General features: G+C 69.6%; 15 protein-coding genes. 9 read left to right on the top strand and 6 right to left on the bottom strand.

Annotation, left to right across the window (positions count from 1 at the left end; genetic code table 11):
- Positions 1–8: 8 nt before the first annotated feature.
- From QRY02_RS27385 to QRY02_RS27365, 5 genes are all read right to left on the bottom strand, one after another.
- The gene (locus tag QRY02_RS27385; protein WP_285985712.1) at positions 9–1142 is read right to left on the bottom strand and encodes an NAD(P)/FAD-dependent oxidoreductase; all 1134 of its coding nucleotides are present in this window, start codon (positions 1140–1142) and stop codon (positions 9–11) included.
- Positions 1139–1459 carry a bifunctional 3-phenylpropionate/cinnamic acid dioxygenase ferredoxin subunit gene (locus QRY02_RS27380; RefSeq protein WP_285985711.1) on the bottom strand — a complete coding sequence of 107 codons (321 nt, stop codon included), beginning with the start codon at positions 1457–1459 and terminating at the stop codon, positions 1139–1141. The genes QRY02_RS27385 and QRY02_RS27380 overlap by 4 nt, the downstream gene beginning before the upstream one ends.
- 182 nt (positions 1460–1641) lie before the next feature.
- Positions 1642–3321, bottom strand: coding sequence for a choline dehydrogenase (gene betA, locus QRY02_RS27375; protein ID WP_285985710.1), 1680 nt, complete (start codon positions 3319–3321; stop codon positions 1642–1644).
- An 8-nt stretch (positions 3322–3329) separates the two neighbouring features.
- Positions 3330–4898 (bottom strand): amino acid permease, encoded by a 1569-nt coding sequence (locus QRY02_RS27370; RefSeq protein WP_285985709.1) that lies wholly within the window; start codon positions 4896–4898, stop codon positions 3330–3332.
- 32 nt (positions 4899–4930) lie between these two features.
- Positions 4931–6397 (bottom strand): aldehyde dehydrogenase family protein, encoded by a 1467-nt coding sequence (locus tag QRY02_RS27365; RefSeq protein WP_285985708.1) that lies wholly within the window; start codon positions 6395–6397, stop codon positions 4931–4933.
- A 97-nt stretch (positions 6398–6494) separates the two neighbouring features.
- Between QRY02_RS27365 and QRY02_RS27360 the strand changes: the two genes are divergently transcribed.
- The 4 genes from QRY02_RS27360 to QRY02_RS27345 all read left to right on the top strand — a co-directional run bounded on the left by QRY02_RS27360 (position 6495) and on the right by QRY02_RS27345 (position 9736).
- Positions 6495–7073 carry a TetR/AcrR family transcriptional regulator gene (locus tag QRY02_RS27360; RefSeq protein WP_285985707.1) on the top strand — a complete coding sequence of 193 codons (579 nt, stop codon included), beginning with the start codon at positions 6495–6497 and terminating at the stop codon, positions 7071–7073.
- A 132-nt stretch (positions 7074–7205) separates the two neighbouring features.
- Complete coding sequence (locus QRY02_RS27355) at positions 7206–7496, top strand: transposase (RefSeq protein WP_285985706.1); 291 nt, start codon at positions 7206–7208, stop codon at positions 7494–7496.
- On the top strand, positions 7493–8374 hold the full coding sequence (locus QRY02_RS27350; RefSeq protein WP_285985705.1) for an IS3 family transposase: 882 nt from the start codon (positions 7493–7495) through the stop codon (positions 8372–8374). The genes QRY02_RS27355 and QRY02_RS27350 overlap by 4 nt, the downstream gene beginning before the upstream one ends.
- A 240-nt stretch (positions 8375–8614) precedes the next feature.
- Positions 8615–9736 carry an aromatic ring-hydroxylating oxygenase subunit alpha gene (locus tag QRY02_RS27345; RefSeq protein WP_285985704.1) on the top strand — a complete coding sequence of 374 codons (1122 nt, stop codon included), beginning with the start codon at positions 8615–8617 and terminating at the stop codon, positions 9734–9736.
- Here QRY02_RS27345 and QRY02_RS27340 read toward each other — a convergent pair.
- The gene (locus tag QRY02_RS27340) at positions 9733–10380 is read right to left on the bottom strand and encodes a GntR family transcriptional regulator (protein WP_285985703.1); all 648 of its coding nucleotides are present in this window, start codon (positions 10378–10380) and stop codon (positions 9733–9735) included. The two genes, QRY02_RS27345 and QRY02_RS27340, sit on opposite strands and share 4 nt — an antisense overlap.
- Positions 10381–10438: 58 nt before the next feature.
- Here QRY02_RS27340 and QRY02_RS27335 point away from each other — a divergent pair, with 58 nt between their 5' ends.
- The 5 genes from QRY02_RS27335 to purU are packed head-to-tail and all read left to right on the top strand — an operon-like array spanning position 10439 to position 15776.
- Positions 10439–11650 carry a sarcosine oxidase subunit beta family protein gene (locus QRY02_RS27335; protein ID WP_285985702.1) on the top strand — a complete coding sequence of 404 codons (1212 nt, stop codon included), beginning with the start codon at positions 10439–10441 and terminating at the stop codon, positions 11648–11650.
- Between the two features lie 8 nt (positions 11651–11658).
- Positions 11659–11937: a sarcosine oxidase subunit delta gene (locus QRY02_RS27330; protein ID WP_285985701.1), complete on the top strand. Its 279-nt coding sequence runs from the start codon at positions 11659–11661 to the stop codon at positions 11935–11937.
- A complete protein-coding gene (locus QRY02_RS27325; protein WP_285985700.1) occupies positions 11934–14477 on the top strand; it encodes a 2Fe-2S iron-sulfur cluster-binding protein in 2544 nt (847 codons plus the stop codon). The genes QRY02_RS27330 and QRY02_RS27325 overlap by 4 nt, the downstream gene beginning before the upstream one ends.
- The gene (locus QRY02_RS27320) at positions 14467–14937 is read left to right on the top strand and encodes a sarcosine oxidase subunit gamma (protein WP_285985699.1); all 471 of its coding nucleotides are present in this window, start codon (positions 14467–14469) and stop codon (positions 14935–14937) included. Before QRY02_RS27325 ends, QRY02_RS27320 begins: the two co-directional genes overlap by 11 nt.
- Entirely contained in the window at positions 14934–15776 is an 843-nt protein-coding gene (gene purU, locus QRY02_RS27315) for a formyltetrahydrofolate deformylase (RefSeq protein ID WP_285985698.1), read from the top strand. The genes QRY02_RS27320 and purU overlap by 4 nt, the downstream gene beginning before the upstream one ends.
- Positions 15777–15789: the final 13 nt, after the last annotated feature.

The following is a 15789-nucleotide window of genomic DNA, read 5'->3' as shown; positions in this document are numbered from 1 at the left end:
TGAGACTTTCAGACGGTCGCCGGACGGCGCAGGGCCTGGCGCCGCAGGCGGTTGAACAGCTTCGCGTTGTTCAGGGCGAAGACGCCGACCGTCGCGCCGTCCCGCGAGAACGTCGCCACGAACGACGACGACGCCGGGTCGCCGTCCACGAACGAAAGCGTGTCGTCCGGACGGGGGTGCCCGGCCAGCTGCAACGTCCCCGAATACTGGTCCGACCAGACGTATCCGCTCGGTGTGTACGTCCGCGCCGTGTGCCCGGCCAGCAGGTTGGCCACCGCCACCGGCGCCTGCTCGGACGCGTTCGTCCAGTGCTCGTGCCGCCGGCCCCCGTACCGGGCCACGTCGCCCACCGCCACCACCTGGGGCAGGTCCGTGACCAAGCCCGCGTCGGTGTGGACGCCGTTGCCGACCTTCAACCCCGAGCCCGCCAGCCACTCGGTCGCCGGCGTCATCCCGACGCCGGCCACGACCACGTCGGCCGGGACGAGGGAACCGTCGGCCAGGTGGACGCCCGCCGCGTCCATGCCCGTCGCCGAGACGCCGCAGCGCAGGTCCGTGCCGTGCTCGGCGTGCAGCCGGGCACAGACAGCGGCCAGCGAAGGGCCCAGCACCGGCGCCAGGGGAGCGGCCAAGGCCTCCAGGACGACCACGTCCAGCCCCAGTGACCGGCACGTCGAGGCCACCTCGGCGCCGATGAACCCGGCCCCGATGATGACCACGCGCGCCCCGGGCACCAACGCCGCGCGCAGGGCAAGGGCGTCGTCGACCGTCCGCAGCGTGTGGGCGCCTTCGAAGCCCGGCAGCGTGCGCGCCCGGCCGCCGGTGGCGATCACGACGCCGTCCGCGTGCACCGACGTGCCGTCCGACAGCAGCACGCGCCGGTCGGCCGGCTCCAGCGCCGTCGCCCGGACGCCGAGCCGGAAGTCCAGGGCCAGGGACGCCAGGTCACCGGTGTCGAGCAGGTCCAGCGACTCGCGCGAAGCCGTCCCGGCCAGGAAGGCCTTCGACAGCGGCGGCCGGTCGTAGGGCAGGTGCGGCTCGTCGCCGATCAGCACGATCCCGCCGTCGTACCCCTGCGCGCGCAGCTCCTGCGCCGCGCGGACCCCGGCGAGCGAAGCGCCGACGACCGCGACGCGCTTCACGCGGCGTCCTCGTCGGCCACGCCTTGGACGTAGACGACGCCTTCGTCGACGACCACGGCGTACGTGCGCACCGGGTCCTTCGCCGGCAGGCAGGTCGGCATGCCCGTGCGCAGGTCGAACAGCGCCGCGTGCAGCGGGCACTCGACGAAGCAGCCTTCGAGCCAGCCGTCGGCCAGGGAGGCGTCCTGGTGGGTGCACGTGTCGCCGATGGCGTACAGCTCGCCGTCCTCGGTGTGGAACACCGCGATGGCGGGCGGCCCGGGGATCCGGACGGACTCACCGGGGGGCAGTTCGTCCACCGTGCACGCGCGAATCATGGGTCCTCCGAGACTGTTGCGCATAGGGGAACATCAACTGTGATCCGCAACAAAGTCTGAATCCCCCGGAGGACGTCGTCAAGGGGGTACGCCCCGGTAGTTTTCGTTACCGGGTAACGGGTATCCCGGGCACGCCGACGGCCCGTACCGAGGATGGCGGTACGGGCGCGACGACGCCGGAGCTAGTTCTCCCCGTGCCGGTAGAACGGCAGCTTGATCGGGGCGAGCGGGGTGTTGCCGAGGATGAGGTCGGCGGCCTTCTCGGCGGCCATCATCACCGGGGCGTAGATGTTGCCGTTGGTGATGTAGGGCATCACCGACGCGTCGACCACGCGCAGGCCCTCGGTGCCGTGCACCCGCATGGTCTGCGGGTCGACGACGGACTTCTCGTCGACGCCCATCTTGGCCGTGCACGACGGGTGCAGCGCGGTTTCGGCGTCCTTGGCGACCCAGTCGAGGATCTCTTCGTCGGTTTCGACCGACGGTCCCGGGGAGATCTCGCCGCCGTTGAACGGGTCCAGGGCGGACTGGTTGAGGATCTTCCGGGCGACCCGCACGGCCTCGACCCACTCCTTGCGGTCGGTCTCGGTCGACAGGTAGTTGAACTTGATCGCCGGGTGCTGCCGCGGGTCGGTCGAGGTGATCTTCACCGAGCCGCGGGTGTCGGCGTACATCGGGCCGACGTGCACCTGGTAGCCGTGGCCGCCCGTGGGCGACGACCCGTCGTAGCGGATCGCCACCGGCAGGAAGTGGAACATCAGGTTCGGGTACTTCACCTCGTCGTTCGACCGGACGAATCCGCCGCCCTCGAAGTGGTTGGTCGCGGCCGGCCCGGACCGCAGGAACAGCCACTGCGCGCCGATGTAGGGCCGCTTCCACTTCGCCAGCGACGGCTGCATCGACACCGGTTGCTTGCAGGCGTACTGGATGTACACCTCCAGGTGGTCCTGGAGGTTCTCGCCGACGCCCGGCAGGTCCTTCACGACGTCGATACCGAGCTTCTCCAGCTCGGCGGCGTTGCCGACGCCGGAGAGCTGCAGCAGCTGCGGGGTGTTGATCGCGCCGCCGCAGAGGATGATCTCCTTGCCGTACACCTCGCCCGGCACGCCCCGGCCCTGCGCGTACTCGACGCCGACCGCGCGCGTGCCGTCGAAGAGGACCTGCGAGACGAACGCGTGCGTCTTCACCGTGAGGTTCGGCCGGTTCATCACCGGGTGCAGGTAGGCGCCGGCGGCCGACAGCCGCCGTCCTTTCCGGACGTTCCGGTCGAAGGCCGCGAAGCCCTCCTGCCGGTAGCCGTTGACGTCGTCGGTGCGCGGGTAACCCGCTTCCTCGGCGGCGTCGAAGAAGGCCTTGAACAACGGGTTCGACGCCGGGCCGCGCTCCAGCTCCAGCGGACCGTCGTGGCCGCGCCACTGACCGACTGTGCTGTTTGAAGAGCGCGGGTCGTCATCAGCGAGGCAGTTCTCCATCCGGTTGAAGTACGGCAGGCAGTGCGCGTAGTCCCAAGTGGACATCCCGGGGTCGGCGCCCCAGCGCTCGTAGTCCATCGGGTTGCCGCGCTGGAAGATCATCCCGTTGATGCTGGAGGACCCGCCGAGCACCTTGCCGCGCGCGTGGTAGATGCGACGGCGGTTCATGTACGGCTCGGGTTCGCTGCGGTAGCCCCAGTCGTAGAACTTCGACCCGATCGGGAAGGTCAGCGCGGCCGGCATGTGGATGAAGACGTCCCACTTGTAGTCGGACCGCCCCGCCTCCAGGACGAGGACCTTGTTCGATGGGTCGGCCGACAGCCGGTTCGCCAGCGCGCAGCCCGCCGAACCACCGCCGACGATGACGAAGTCGTAGGTTTCGGTGCTCATGCGTCCTCCTAGCCGGGCAGGGTGTCCGGGGCGTTGTCGGGCATGTGTTCGGGGCTGGTGTGCGCGGAGCCCCAGGTGCGGCGCCGGACGTAGAGCATGATCGCACCGATGATCACGATCAGCCCGGTGACGATCACCGCGCCCCACTGGAAGTACCAGTGGTCGGAGCCGTAGACCTCGGCGCGCGGCCAGATCAGGTTGATCGTCATGGCCGCGCCGTAGACCACCGCAACCAGGTTGACCACCGTGCCCCAGCGGCCCAGCTTGAAGTACGGGCCGTGCTCCGGGCGCGGCCAGCCGCCGCGCAGGCGACGGACGAGCATGGGGCCGGTGACCATCAGGTAGGGGATGTAGAACAGGATGATCGCCGTCGAGGTCAGGATGAAGAACGCCCGCTGGTTGCCGAGGTTGATCAGCAGCACGACGACGGTGAGGCCACCGGTCAGCAGCGCCGGCAGCACCGGCGTCTTGGAACGCGGCGACACCTTCGCCATCGCGCGGCTGAACGGCAGGCGGCCGTCGCGCGCCATCGCCCAGGTCATCCGGATCGCCGCGGTCTGCACGGCGAGGCAGCAGACGGTGATCGCGATGGCCGAGCAGATCAGGAAGGCGTCGCCGAGCCCTTCGCCGAGGGTGCTCTTGAGCAGGTAGGGCATGCCGGAGGTGCTGAGCTCCTTGGCGCTCAGGTCGCCGACGGCCATCATGCCGAACAGCATGATCAGCCCGCCGACGATGAACGCCGCCGTGATCGCCCGGAGGATCGCGCGGGGCGCGTGCCGCCGCGGCTGGGTGGTCTCCTCGGCCAGCGAGCCCGCGGTGTCGAAGCCGTAGAAGACGTACGCGCTCATCAGCGACGCCACCAGGAACGCCCCGAGGTACCCGAACGAGTGACCCTCACCGGTGCCGGCGGTGTCGAAGACCAGGCCGGGGCCGCGCTTGATGTGGATGGCCAGCGCGATCACCAGCAGGACGCTCGCGCCAAGCTCCACCGCGACACCGAAGTTGTTGATCTTCGCCATCAGCTTGACGCCGATGATGTTGACGATCGTGGCGAACACGACCAGCACCAGGGCCAGGATGATGGCGTTCTGCGCGCCGCCCGGCGTCGACGTCAGGCCGGCGTCGTCGTCGCTGCCGACGAGCTGGAACGCGGTCGACACCTGCGGCAGGATGATCTGGTACGCCACCGCGACGGCGGCCGCCGTCACGATCGCGCCGATGATCATGATCCACCCGGCCAGCCACGACGTCGACGGTTTCGCGATCTGCTTGGCCCACTGGTACACCGAGCCGGCGAGCGGGAACTGCCCGGCGAGCTCGGCGAAGCACAGGGCCACGGCGGCCTGGCCGACGAAGACCAGCGGCCACGTCCAGATGAACGCCGGTCCGCCCGAGCCGAAGCCGAAGAAGAACAGCTGGAACACGCCGGTCAGGATGGAGATGTAGCTGAAGCCGGCGGCGAAGCTGGAGAACGAGCCGAGCGAGCGCTCCAGCTCCTGGCGGTAGCCGAACTTTTCGAGGTCGGAGTTGTCGTCGGCAGCAGGCCCCCCGCCCGCCGGTATTTCCTGGGTGGTCATGGCAGCGTCCTTACGTGGTGGTGGGGGAAGCTTCAGCCTTTGAACCAGCGCTGCGGAACAGGGTCGATGTTCTGGTAGACGTGCTTGCTCTCCTGGTACTCGGCCAGCCCGGACGGTCCGAGTTCGCGGCCGATGCCCGATTTGCCGAACCCGCCCCACTCCGCCTGGGGCAGGTAGGGGTGGTAGTCGTTGATCCACACGGTGCCGTGGCGCAGGGCCCCGGCGACCCGCTGGGCGCGGGACGCGTCCGACGTCCACACGGCTCCGGCGAGCCCGTACTCGGTGTCGTTGGCCAGCGCGATCGCGTCAGCCTCTTGCGCGAAGCGTTCCACGGTGACGACCGGGCCGAAGACCTCTTCCCGGACGATCGCCATCTCCCTCGTGCAGCCGGAGAAAACGGTGGGGCGCAGGAAGAAACCGCCTTCGTACTCCGGTCCTTCGGGCCGCTTGCCGCCCGCCCGGAGCTGGGCGCCCTCCGCGAGAGCGCTTTCGATGTAGCCCTCGACCTTGGCGCGGTGCTGCGCCGAGACGAGCGGGCCCGTTTCGGTCGCGGGATCGAGGCCGTCGCCGACCCGGATGCGGTCGGCGCGTGCGGCGAGGTCGGCGACGAACCGATCATGGATTCCATCTTGGACGATCAGCCGCGCGCCCGCTGAACAGACCTGTCCGGAATGGACGAACGCCGCCATCAGGGCGTAATCGAGCGCCGTTTCGTAGTCGGCGTCGGCGAAGACGACGTTCGGGTTCTTGCCGCCGAGCTCGAGGGCGACCCGGCGGACGCCCTTCGCGGCGGCGGTCATGATCTTCTCGCCGGTCGCGTAACCGCCGGTGAAGGAGACCAGGTCCACGGCCGGGTGCTCGACCATCGCCGCGCCGACGCGGCCGTCGCCGAGCAGGAGGTTGACGACGCCGGGTGGTGTGCCGGCTTCTTCGAGCAGGGTGACCAGCTTGATCGTGGTCAGCGGGGTGACCTCGCTGGGCTTGAGCACCACGGTGTTGCCCGCGGCGAGGGCCGGCGCGACCTTCCAGGACATCTGGAGCAGCGGGTAGTTCCAGGGCGCGATCAGTGCGCAGACGCCGACCGGTTCGTGCACGATCCGGCTGACGACGGTCGCGCTGCCGGCGTCGACCAGGCGTCCGGCGTCCTTGCCGGCGAGGTCGGCGTAGTAGCGGAAGACGTTCGTCACGTCGTCGATGTCGATGCGGCCTTCGCCCAGCGTCTTACCGGTGTCGAGGCTCTCGGTGCGGGCCAGTTCCTCGCGGTCGCGGACCAGGAGGTCGGCGACCTTGCGGAGCAGGGCGCCGCGTTCGGTGGCGGTCGTCTGCCGCCACGGACCTCCGTCGAAGGCCCGGCGGGCGGCTCTGACGGCGGCGTCGACCTCCTCGCGGCCCGCTTCGGCGACGGTCTCGATGACCTGGCCGGTGGCGGGGTTCAGCACGTCGGAGCGTGTTCCGGCGGACGCGTCCGTCCAAATGCCGTCGATGTGGAGGTCTTTCATGCGGCCCTTCCCGGATCGGTAGTGGCTGCTCGGCGCGTTGAGTGCGTACATTTGTACGCGAAGCGTGTACAGATGTCCACAAGGGGGCTCGACACCGATGTCGAACACGGAACCCGCCGCGGCCCGGCGCCGCGGCCCGAACGACCCGGAACGGCGGGCGCGGATCGCCAAGGCGGCGATCGAGGTCGTCGCCCAGCGGGGGATCGACGGCGTCACCCACCGGGCCGTCGCGGCGGCCGCCGGCGTGCCGCTGGGCTCGACGACCTACCACTTCGCGACCCTGGACGACCTGCTGGAAGTGGCCCTGGTCGAGGCGGCGGAGAAGAACGTCCACGCGCTGAAGGAGTGGGAGTCGGCGCTGCCGCCGGACGCCGACTTCGCCGCGGCCCTCGCCGACCTGGTCATGGGCTACATCAACGAGCAGTACCGCGACACCGTGGTCGAGTACGACCTGTACGTGGCCGCGCTGCACCGGCCGCGGCTGCGCAAGGCGAGCGCGGCCTGGGACGACGCCCTGATCGCGTTCTTCGGCTCCCGCACGGACCCGCTCACCGGCCGGCTCCTCGCCGGGTTGTTCTGCGGCCTCCTGATGCAGGCGGCCCTGGCCGACCCCCGCCCGACGCGCGAGGAGATCGAAACCCTCTTCCGCCGCGCGATCGACGGCCCGGCGGCGTGACGGAAACGCCAACACGCGTGATTGGGAAGCCGGCACGCGTGATTGAAGGGTCGACACGGCGGGTCCGTGGAGTTGCCCCCTGGGAGCGGACAACCTTGATTCCAGACGGTGGTCTGGAGGGAGGATGTCCTGGTGTCTCGCAGGTCGAAGTATCCGGAGCAGTTCCGTCGTGACGCGATCGAGCTGGTGAACTCGAGTGACCGTCCGTTGCGGCAGATCGCCCGCGAGCTAGGGGTCAATCACGAGACCCTGCGGTCGTGGGTGAACGTGGCCAAGCAGGCCGCCGAGGCCGGGCCGCCGGTGGAGGACCCGGCGGTGGCCGATGAGGTGGCACGGTTGCGGCGGCAGGTCGCTGAGCTGCAGAAAGAGAAGGAGATCCTGCGCAAAGCGGCCGCCTATTTTGCGCGCGAGATGGATCGATGAGCTACCGCTACCGATTCATCTCCGAACACCGCGCCACCTACGGCGTGAAGCGGTTGTGCCAGGTCCTGGGGCTGCGTCGGCAGGGCTTCCACGAATGGGCCGCCACCGAGCCGGTCCGGACCGCGCGGGCGGAGGCCGAGGCCGATCTGGTCGCCCTGATCGGCACAATCCATGCCGAGCATCGCGGCGCCTACGGGGTGCCGCGGGTGACCGCGGAACTGCACCGCCGCGGCCACCTGGTGAATCACAAGCGGGTCGAGCGGCTGATGCGAGAGCACGGTCTGGCCGGGATCACCCGCCGCAAACGCCGAGCCTTGACCCGGCCTGCGGCCGGCCCCCTCGACCCGGTCGGTGATCTGATCCGCCGGGACTTCACCGCCGAGAAACCGGGACAACGGCTGGTCGGGGACATCACCTGCCTGCCCACCTTCGAAGGCTGGCTCTACCTGGCCACCGTCATCGACCTGCACACCCGCGAGGTCGTCGGGCATGCCATGGCCAGCCACATGCGCACCGACCTGGTCTGCCAGGCCATCGACCTGGCCACCGCCCGCGGCCTCATCGGCGACAACGCGGTGTTCCACTCCGACCGGGGAGTTCAGTACACCTCCGGCCAGTTCCGGGCCGCCCTCGCCGAGAAGAAGATCCGCCCGTCGGTGGGACGGGTCGGGTCCTGCTACGACAACGCCGTCGCCGAAGCCTTCTTCGCCACGTTGAAGACCGAGATCGGCACCACGATCTGGCGCACCCGCGACCACGCCCGCCACGACATTTTCACCTACCTGCGCTACTACAACCACAAGCGGCTGCACTCCACCATCGGCCAAAACACCCCGGCCGAAACCCGAAGCAACTACGCTCAAGCCCCAGCTGCCTGAAAACCCGTGTCCGCCTCACCGGGGCAACTCCATCCGCGTGTTGACCCTTTGATCACGCGTGTCGACTGTTCAATCACGCGTGTTGACCCCGCGGTCACGCCGTGTGGGTGAAACGCCTGGCGGCGTTGAAAAAGGTGGGTTGACAGGGGGTTGGGGCGGGGGTCACTCTGATGCGGAGTGTGCAACAAGCCGCGTTCTGCGCAACTACTCCCGTCCTGATCCGCGGAGAGGACCACGCCGGTGACCACAACCGACCTGCCGCCGAGCCTGCTCGCCACCTTGCCTGGCAGCTCTTACACCGATCCGGCGGTCTTCGCGCTGGAGCAGGCGAAGATCTTCGAGGCGGACTGGTTCTGCGCCGTGCGCAGCGCCGACCTCGCCGGTCCCGGGTCGTTCGAGACCGTGCAGATCGGCAAGGAGAGTGTGCTCGTCGCGCGGGGCCGGGACGGGCGGCTGAACGCGTTCCTCAACGTCTGCCGCCACCGCGGCGCCCGGCTGTGCACCTCGGAGAGCGGCACGGTCAAGCGCGCTTTCCAGTGCCCGTACCACGCCTGGACGTACGGCCTCGACGGCAAGCTGATCGCCGCGCCCAACCTCACCGGGATGCCGGACGTCGACCGCACCGAGTTCGGCCTGACGAAGCTCCACCTGCGGGAATGGCTCGGCTACGCCTGGGTCTGCCTGGCCGACGAGCCTCCGTCGTTCGAAGAGACCGTCGTCGGCGCGGTCACCGAACGGCTCGGCAGCGCCAACGAGATCGACGCCTACGGCATCGACGGCCTGGCGCTGGGCAAGCGCATCGAGTACGACGTGAAGGCCAACTGGAAACAGATCATCGAGAACTTCATGGAGTGCTACCACTGCGCGACGATCCACCCGGAGCTCACCGAAGTCCTCCCGGAGTTCGCCGACGGCTACGCCGCGCAGTACTACGTCGGCCACGGCGCCGAATTCGGCGGTGACATCAAGGGCTTCACCGTCGACGGCAGCGAAGGCGTCGACCGCCTCCCCGGCGTCACCGACGCCCAGGACCGCAAGTACTACGCGATCACCATCAAACCGGGCGTCTTCGTCAACCTGGTCCCGGACCACGTGATCCTGCACCGGATGTTCCCGCTCGCCCCGGACCGGACGCTGGTCCGCTGCGACTGGCTCTACCTGCCCGAAGTCGTCGAATCCGGCACGGACCTGACCCGGTCGGTGGAGCTGTTCCACCGCGTCAACCTGCAGGACTTCGAAGCGTGCGAACGCTGCCAGCTGGCGATGGACTCGCGTGCGTACGCCAACGGCGGGGTGCTCGTGCCGAGCGAGCACCACATCGGCGCCTTCCACGACTGGGTGCGGACCCGGCTGGCGGTCTAGATCAACGCCCGGATGGCGGCCTCGAACCCGGTGACGTGCTCCAGCGTCAACGCAGCGGCCTTCTCGGCGTCACCTTCGATGATCGCGGTGAGGAGCGGGACGTGCTCGTCGACGTGGCCGGCCATCCCGGACAGCCGGGGCACGAACACGCACCAGATCCGCGTCGCGAGGTTGTCGTACCGGATCAGCGTGTCCTCGAGGAACGGGTTGTGCACGCACCGGTAGATCGCCCGGTGCAGGGCGAGGTCGGTGCGCAGCAGTTCGGCGTTGTCCCCGGCCGGGACGCCGGTGTCGAGCTGCGCGCGCAGCTCGGTGAGGGTTCCTCGGTCGGCCGCGGTCGCGCGCTCGGCCGCGGCCGCCGTCGCCATCGGTTCGAGGGTGCGCCGGACCTCGGAGATGTGCGCGAGGTCGGAGATGTTGACGTCGGTGGCGAACGTCCCGCGCCGCGGGTAGGCGACGACCAGGCGTTCGGACTCCAGCCGCTTCAGCGCCTCGCGGATCGGCGTCCGGCCCATGCCGAGCGTGCTGCCGAGCTCCTCCTCGTTGAGCGGGGAGCCCGGCGGGATGTCCAGCATGACCAGGCGATCGCGGATGAAGCGGTACGCCTGTTCCGCCAGCGAAGGGGGATTGACCTGGGGGTGCACGCCGCTTAGCCTACATCGACGATTGATATATCAGAAGTCGACCACGAAGGGGTGCGGGATGACCGACCTGCCGGAGCACCCGGACTTCCTCTGGGACAACCCGGAGCCGAAGAAGGCCTACGACGTGGTCATCGTGGGCGGCGGCGGGCACGGCCTCGCGACCGCGTACTACCTGGCCAAACAGGGCATCACCGACGTCGCCGTGCTGGAGAAGGGCTGGCTCGCCGGCGGGAACATGGCCCGCAACACCACGATCATCCGCTCGAACTACCTCTGGGACGAGAGTTCCGGCATCTACGAGCACTCCCTCAAGCTGTGGGAAGGGCTCGAAGACGACCTCGGCTACCCGATCCTGTTCAGCCAGCGCGGGGTGCTCAACCTGGCGCACAGCCTCCAGGACGTCCGCGACAGCGTCCGCCGCGTGGAGGCCAACAAGCTCAACGGCATCGACGCCGAATGGGTGGATGCCGACGGCGTCAAGGAGATCTGCCCGATCGTCAACACCTCCCCGGACGTCCGCTACCCGGTGCTCGGCGCGACCTTCCAGCCGCGCGCGGGCATCGCGAAGCACGACTACGTGGCCTGGGGTTTCGCCCGCGCCGCGCACGAGCTGGGCGTCGACCTCATCCAGAACTGCGAGGTCACCGGGATCTCCACAGTGGACGGACGGGTCACCGGCGTCGAGACGTCCAGGGGCCGGATCGCCGCGGGCAAGGTGGCGCTGTGCGCGGCCGGGCACACCTCCGTGCTCGCGAAAATGGTCGAGCTGGACCTGCCGCTGACGTCGCACCCGCTGCAGGCGCTGGTGTCCGAGCTGCTGGAGCCGATCCACCCGACGGTCGTCATGTCGAACGCCGTGCACGTCTACGTTTCCCAGGCACACAAGGGCGAGCTCGTGATGGGTGCGGGCATCGACAGCTACAACGGCTACGGCCAGCGCGGCTCGTTCCACATCATCGAGCAGCAGATGGCGGCCGCGCTGGAGCTGTTCCCGGTGTTCGCGCGGGCGCACCTGCTGCGGACGTGGGCCGGGATCGTCGACACCAGCCCGGACGCCTCGCCGATCATCGGCCTCACGCCGGTGGAAAACCTGTTCCTCAACTGCGGCTGGGGCACCGGCGGCTTCAAGGCGACACCCGGTGTCGGGGACGTCTTCGCGCAGACCATCGCGCGGGGCAAGCCGCACGAGTACGCCGAGCCCTTCGCCCTCGACCGGTTCACCACCGGTGCCCTCGTCGACGAGCACGGCGCCGCCGCCGTCGCGCATTAGGAGACTCGATGCAGCTGATCCCTTGCCCGTGGTGCGGGCCGCGCGAAGAGGCCGAGTTCCACTACGGCGGCCAAGCCCACGTCGCCTACCCGCCGGATCCCTCGGCGATGTCGGACGAGGAGTGGGCGAAGTTCGTGTTCTTCCGCGACAACCCGAGCGGGCCGTTGGCCGAGCGCTGGAGCCACTCCGCGGGCTGCCGCCGGTGGTTCAACGCCGTCCGCGACACCCGCACCCACGACCTTGTCGCGGTCTACCGCCTCGACGAGCCCAGGCCGGTGCTCTCATGACCCGGCTGTCCGGCGTCCCGCTCAAGTTCACCTTCGACGGCCGCGAGCTGACCGGTTTCCTCGGCGACACCCTGGCGTCCGCGTTGCTGGCCAACGGCATCCACCGGGTCGCGACCAGCATCAAGTACGGACGGCCGCGGGGCATCGTGGCCGCCGGCGTCGAGGACTCGAACGCCTTGGTGCAGATCGAAAAGCCGTTCCCGGAACCGATGCTGAGCGCCACCACCATCGAGCTGTACGACGGCCTGGAGGCGCGTGGCCTGCGCGGTCAGGGTCGGCTCGCCACCGAGCCCGACCCGGCGCGGTACGACGCCAAGCACGCCCACTGTGACGTCCTGGTCATCGGCGCCGGGCCTGCCGGGCGCGCCGCCGCTGCCTCGGCAGAAGGGCGAGTGCTCCTGGTCGATGATCAGCCCGGCGGCGAAGCTCCGGAGGGTGTCCGGTTCCTCTCGCGCACCACGGCGTTCGGCATCTACGACGACGGGTTCGTGCTCGCCCTGGAACGGCGAGGTGAACCCGCCGCGCCCGAGCGGATCTCGCGGCAGCGGGTCTGGCGCATCCGGGCGAAGCGGATCGTCATCGCGACCGGCGCCCACGAGCGGCCGATCGTGTTCCCGGACAACGACCGTCCGGGCATCATGCTCGCCGGTGCCGCGCGGACGTACCTGAACCGCTACGGCGTCCTCGCCGGACAGCGCGTGGTCGTGTTCACCACCAACGACTCCGCCTACGAGGCCGCCTCCGAACTCGCCGAGGCCGGGGCCGAGATCGTGCGGATCGTCGACGCCCGCCAGGGCTACGGCGTGATCGGCACCGATGGCGGCGCCGACGGGCACATCACCGCCGCGCACATCGCGAAACTCGGCGAGCTGCGGGGCGAGCGGGCCGGGTGCGACCTGCTGCTCGTGTCCGGCGGCTGGAACCCGGCCGTGCACCTGTTCAGCCAGGCCCGGGGCAAGCTCCGGTACGCCGCCGAGCTGGGCGCGTACGTCCCGGACGGCGACCTGCCGACGGTGCGCGTCGTGGGCGCGGCCGCGGGTGAGGGGCTGCCGGAGACGAAGGTGCTCTGGCAGGTGCCCGCGCCCGAGTCCGAAGTGGACACCCGATTCGTGGACCAGCAGCGCGACGCGACCGTGTCGGACGTCCTGCGCGCCACCGGCGCCGGTTTGCGCTCGCTGGAGCACATCAAGCGCTACACGACCATCGGCACCGCGCACGACCAGGGCAAGACGTCCGGCATGCTCGCCGCGGGGATCACCGCCGAAGCCCTCGGGGTCGACTTGGCGACCCAGCGCCCGACGACGTTCCGGCCGCCGTACACGCCGGTCCCGTTCGCCGCACTGGCCGGGCGGAACCGCGGTGACCTGCACGATCCGGTGCGGGTCACGACGATCCACCCGTGGCACGTCGAGCACGGCGCCGAGTTCGAGAACGTCGGCCAGTGGAAGCGCCCGTGGTACTATCCGCGGCCCGGCGAGTCGATGCGCGACGCCGTCCGGCGCGAGTGCCGCGCGGCCCGCAACGACGTCGCCCTCATGGACGGCTCCACGCTGGGCAAGATCGACGTCCAGGGCCCGGACGCCGGCTGGTTCCTCGACATGCTCTACACGAACATGATGAGCAACCTGAAGGTCGGCCGGATCCGCTACGGCGTGATGTGCGGCGTCGACGGCATGGTGCTCGACGACGGCACGGTCATCCGCGTCGGCGAGGAGCGGTTCCTGGTCACCACGACCACCGGCAACGCGGCGAAGATCCTCGAGTGGATGGAGGAGTGGCTCCAGACTGAGTGGCCGCACCTGCGGGTCTTCGCGACGTCGGTCACCGAGCACTGGACCACGATCCCGCTGGTCGGGCCGCGTTCGCGGGAAGTCCTCGGCCGCCTGGCACCCGACCTCGACGTCTCGAACGACGCCTTCGGGTTCATGACCTGGCAGGACGCCGAGGTCGCCGGTATCCCGGCGCGGGTCTGCCGGATCAGCTTCTCCGGCGAGCTGGCCTACGAGATCAACGTCCCGTCGTGGCACGGGCCCGCGCTCTGGCAGGCCATCGTGGACGAAGGAGCCACGCCGTACGGCACCGAGACCATGCACGTCCTGCGCGCCGAGAAGGGCTACCCGATCATCGGCCAGGACACCGACGGCACGGTCACCCCGCAGGACCTCGGCCTGTCCTGGGCCGTGTCGAAGAAGAAGGCCGACTTCATCGGCAAACGCAGCTTCGCCCGTGCCGAGAACAACCGGCCGGACCGCAAGCAGTTCGTGGGCCTGCTGCCGGTCGACCCGTCGGTGCTGCTGCCGGAGGGTTCGCAGATCATCGAATCCGAGACGGTGCCGGAGCCGCCGGTGCGGATGCTCGGCCACGTCACCTCCAGCTACGACAGCGCCGCCCTCGGCCGGACCTTCGCGCTCGCTCTGGTGCGCTCGGGCCGTGAGCGGATCGGCGAAACGCTGTACGTGCCGGTCGGGGACCAAGTCGTGCCGGTGACCGTGACCGAATCCGTGCTCTTCGACAAGGAAGGAGCCCGCCGTGACGGTTGACGCGGTCGACGAACCGTTCCGCACCCAGCTCACCGTGCGCCTCCGCGACGGGCGGAGCCTGCTCGGCGTCGATCTGCCCGCGCCGTGCACCTTCACCAGCGGCGACGGGGTCGACGTCCTCTGGATGGGTCCCGACGAGTACCTGGTGCTCGCCGGACCCGGCCGGCAGGCCGAGCTGGAAGCCGTGCTCCGGGACGAGGGCGCGGCGGCCGTCACCGACGTCTCGGCGCAGCGCAACGTCGTGCGGCTGACCGGGGCGCACGCGGCCGAGGTGCTGGCACACGGGTGCTCGATCGACCTGGAGATGTCACCGCCGGGTACTTGCGTGCAGACGTTGCTGGCGCGTACCGGGATCGTGCTGATGGTCCGGGAAGACGGCTTCACGATCCTCGTGCGGCAGTCCTTTTCGGACTACTTCCACGCGTGGCTGGCCGACGCGAGCGGGGAGTACGTCTCGTGACATTCACCCTGACGCTCAAGTGCCCGGAACGCTCGGGCATCGTGCACGCCGTCACGACGTTCCTGGTCGGGCAGGGCTGTGACATCGTCGAGCACCAGCAGTTCGACGACGACGTCCGCGGCTCGCTGTTCCTGCGCACGTCGTTCACCCGCACCGAACAGACCACAGTGGACGATCTGACCCTGGCGTTCGCCCCGGTCGCCGGTGACTTCGGCATGGAGTTCGGGTTCTCCGACGGGACGCCGCCGCGGATCCTGGTCATGGTGTCGAAGTTCGGGCACTGTCTCAACGACCTGCTGTTCCGCTGGCGCGCGGGCGGCCTCGGCGCCGAGATCGCGGTCGTCGTGTCGAACCATGAGGACCTGCGGCCGATGGCCGAGGCGGCCGGCGTGCCGTTCGTGCACGTCCCGGTCACGCCGGAGACCAAGCCGGAGGCCGAGCAGCGGCTCCTCGACCTCGTCGGCGAGTACGAAGCGGACCTGATCGTGCTCGCGCGGTACATGCAGGTGCTGTCCAACGAGCTGTGCCAGAAGCTGGAAGGCCGCGCGATCAACATCCACCACTCGTTCCTGCCCGGCTTCAAGGGCGCCAAGCCCTACCACCAGGCCTACGACCGCGGCGTCAAGTACGTCGGGGCGACCGCGCACTACGTCACCCCCGACCTCGACGAGGGCCCGATCATCGAGCAGGAGGTTCAGCGCGTCGACCACACGTACTCGCCGCGCGAGCTGGTGACCGTCGGCCGCGACGCCGAAGCCCTCGCCCTCTCGCGCGCGGTGCGCTGGCACTGCGAACGCCGCGTCCTGCTCAACGGCAACAGCACTGTTGTGTTCCGGTAGAAGGAGTTCCGCC

This window comes from Amycolatopsis sp. DG1A-15b (genome assembly GCF_030285645.1).
Lineage (GTDB): Bacteria > Actinomycetota > Actinomycetes > Mycobacteriales > Pseudonocardiaceae > Amycolatopsis.
Note: the sequence above shows the minus strand (reverse complement) of the source record. Positions and strands in the feature narration are given on the sequence as shown.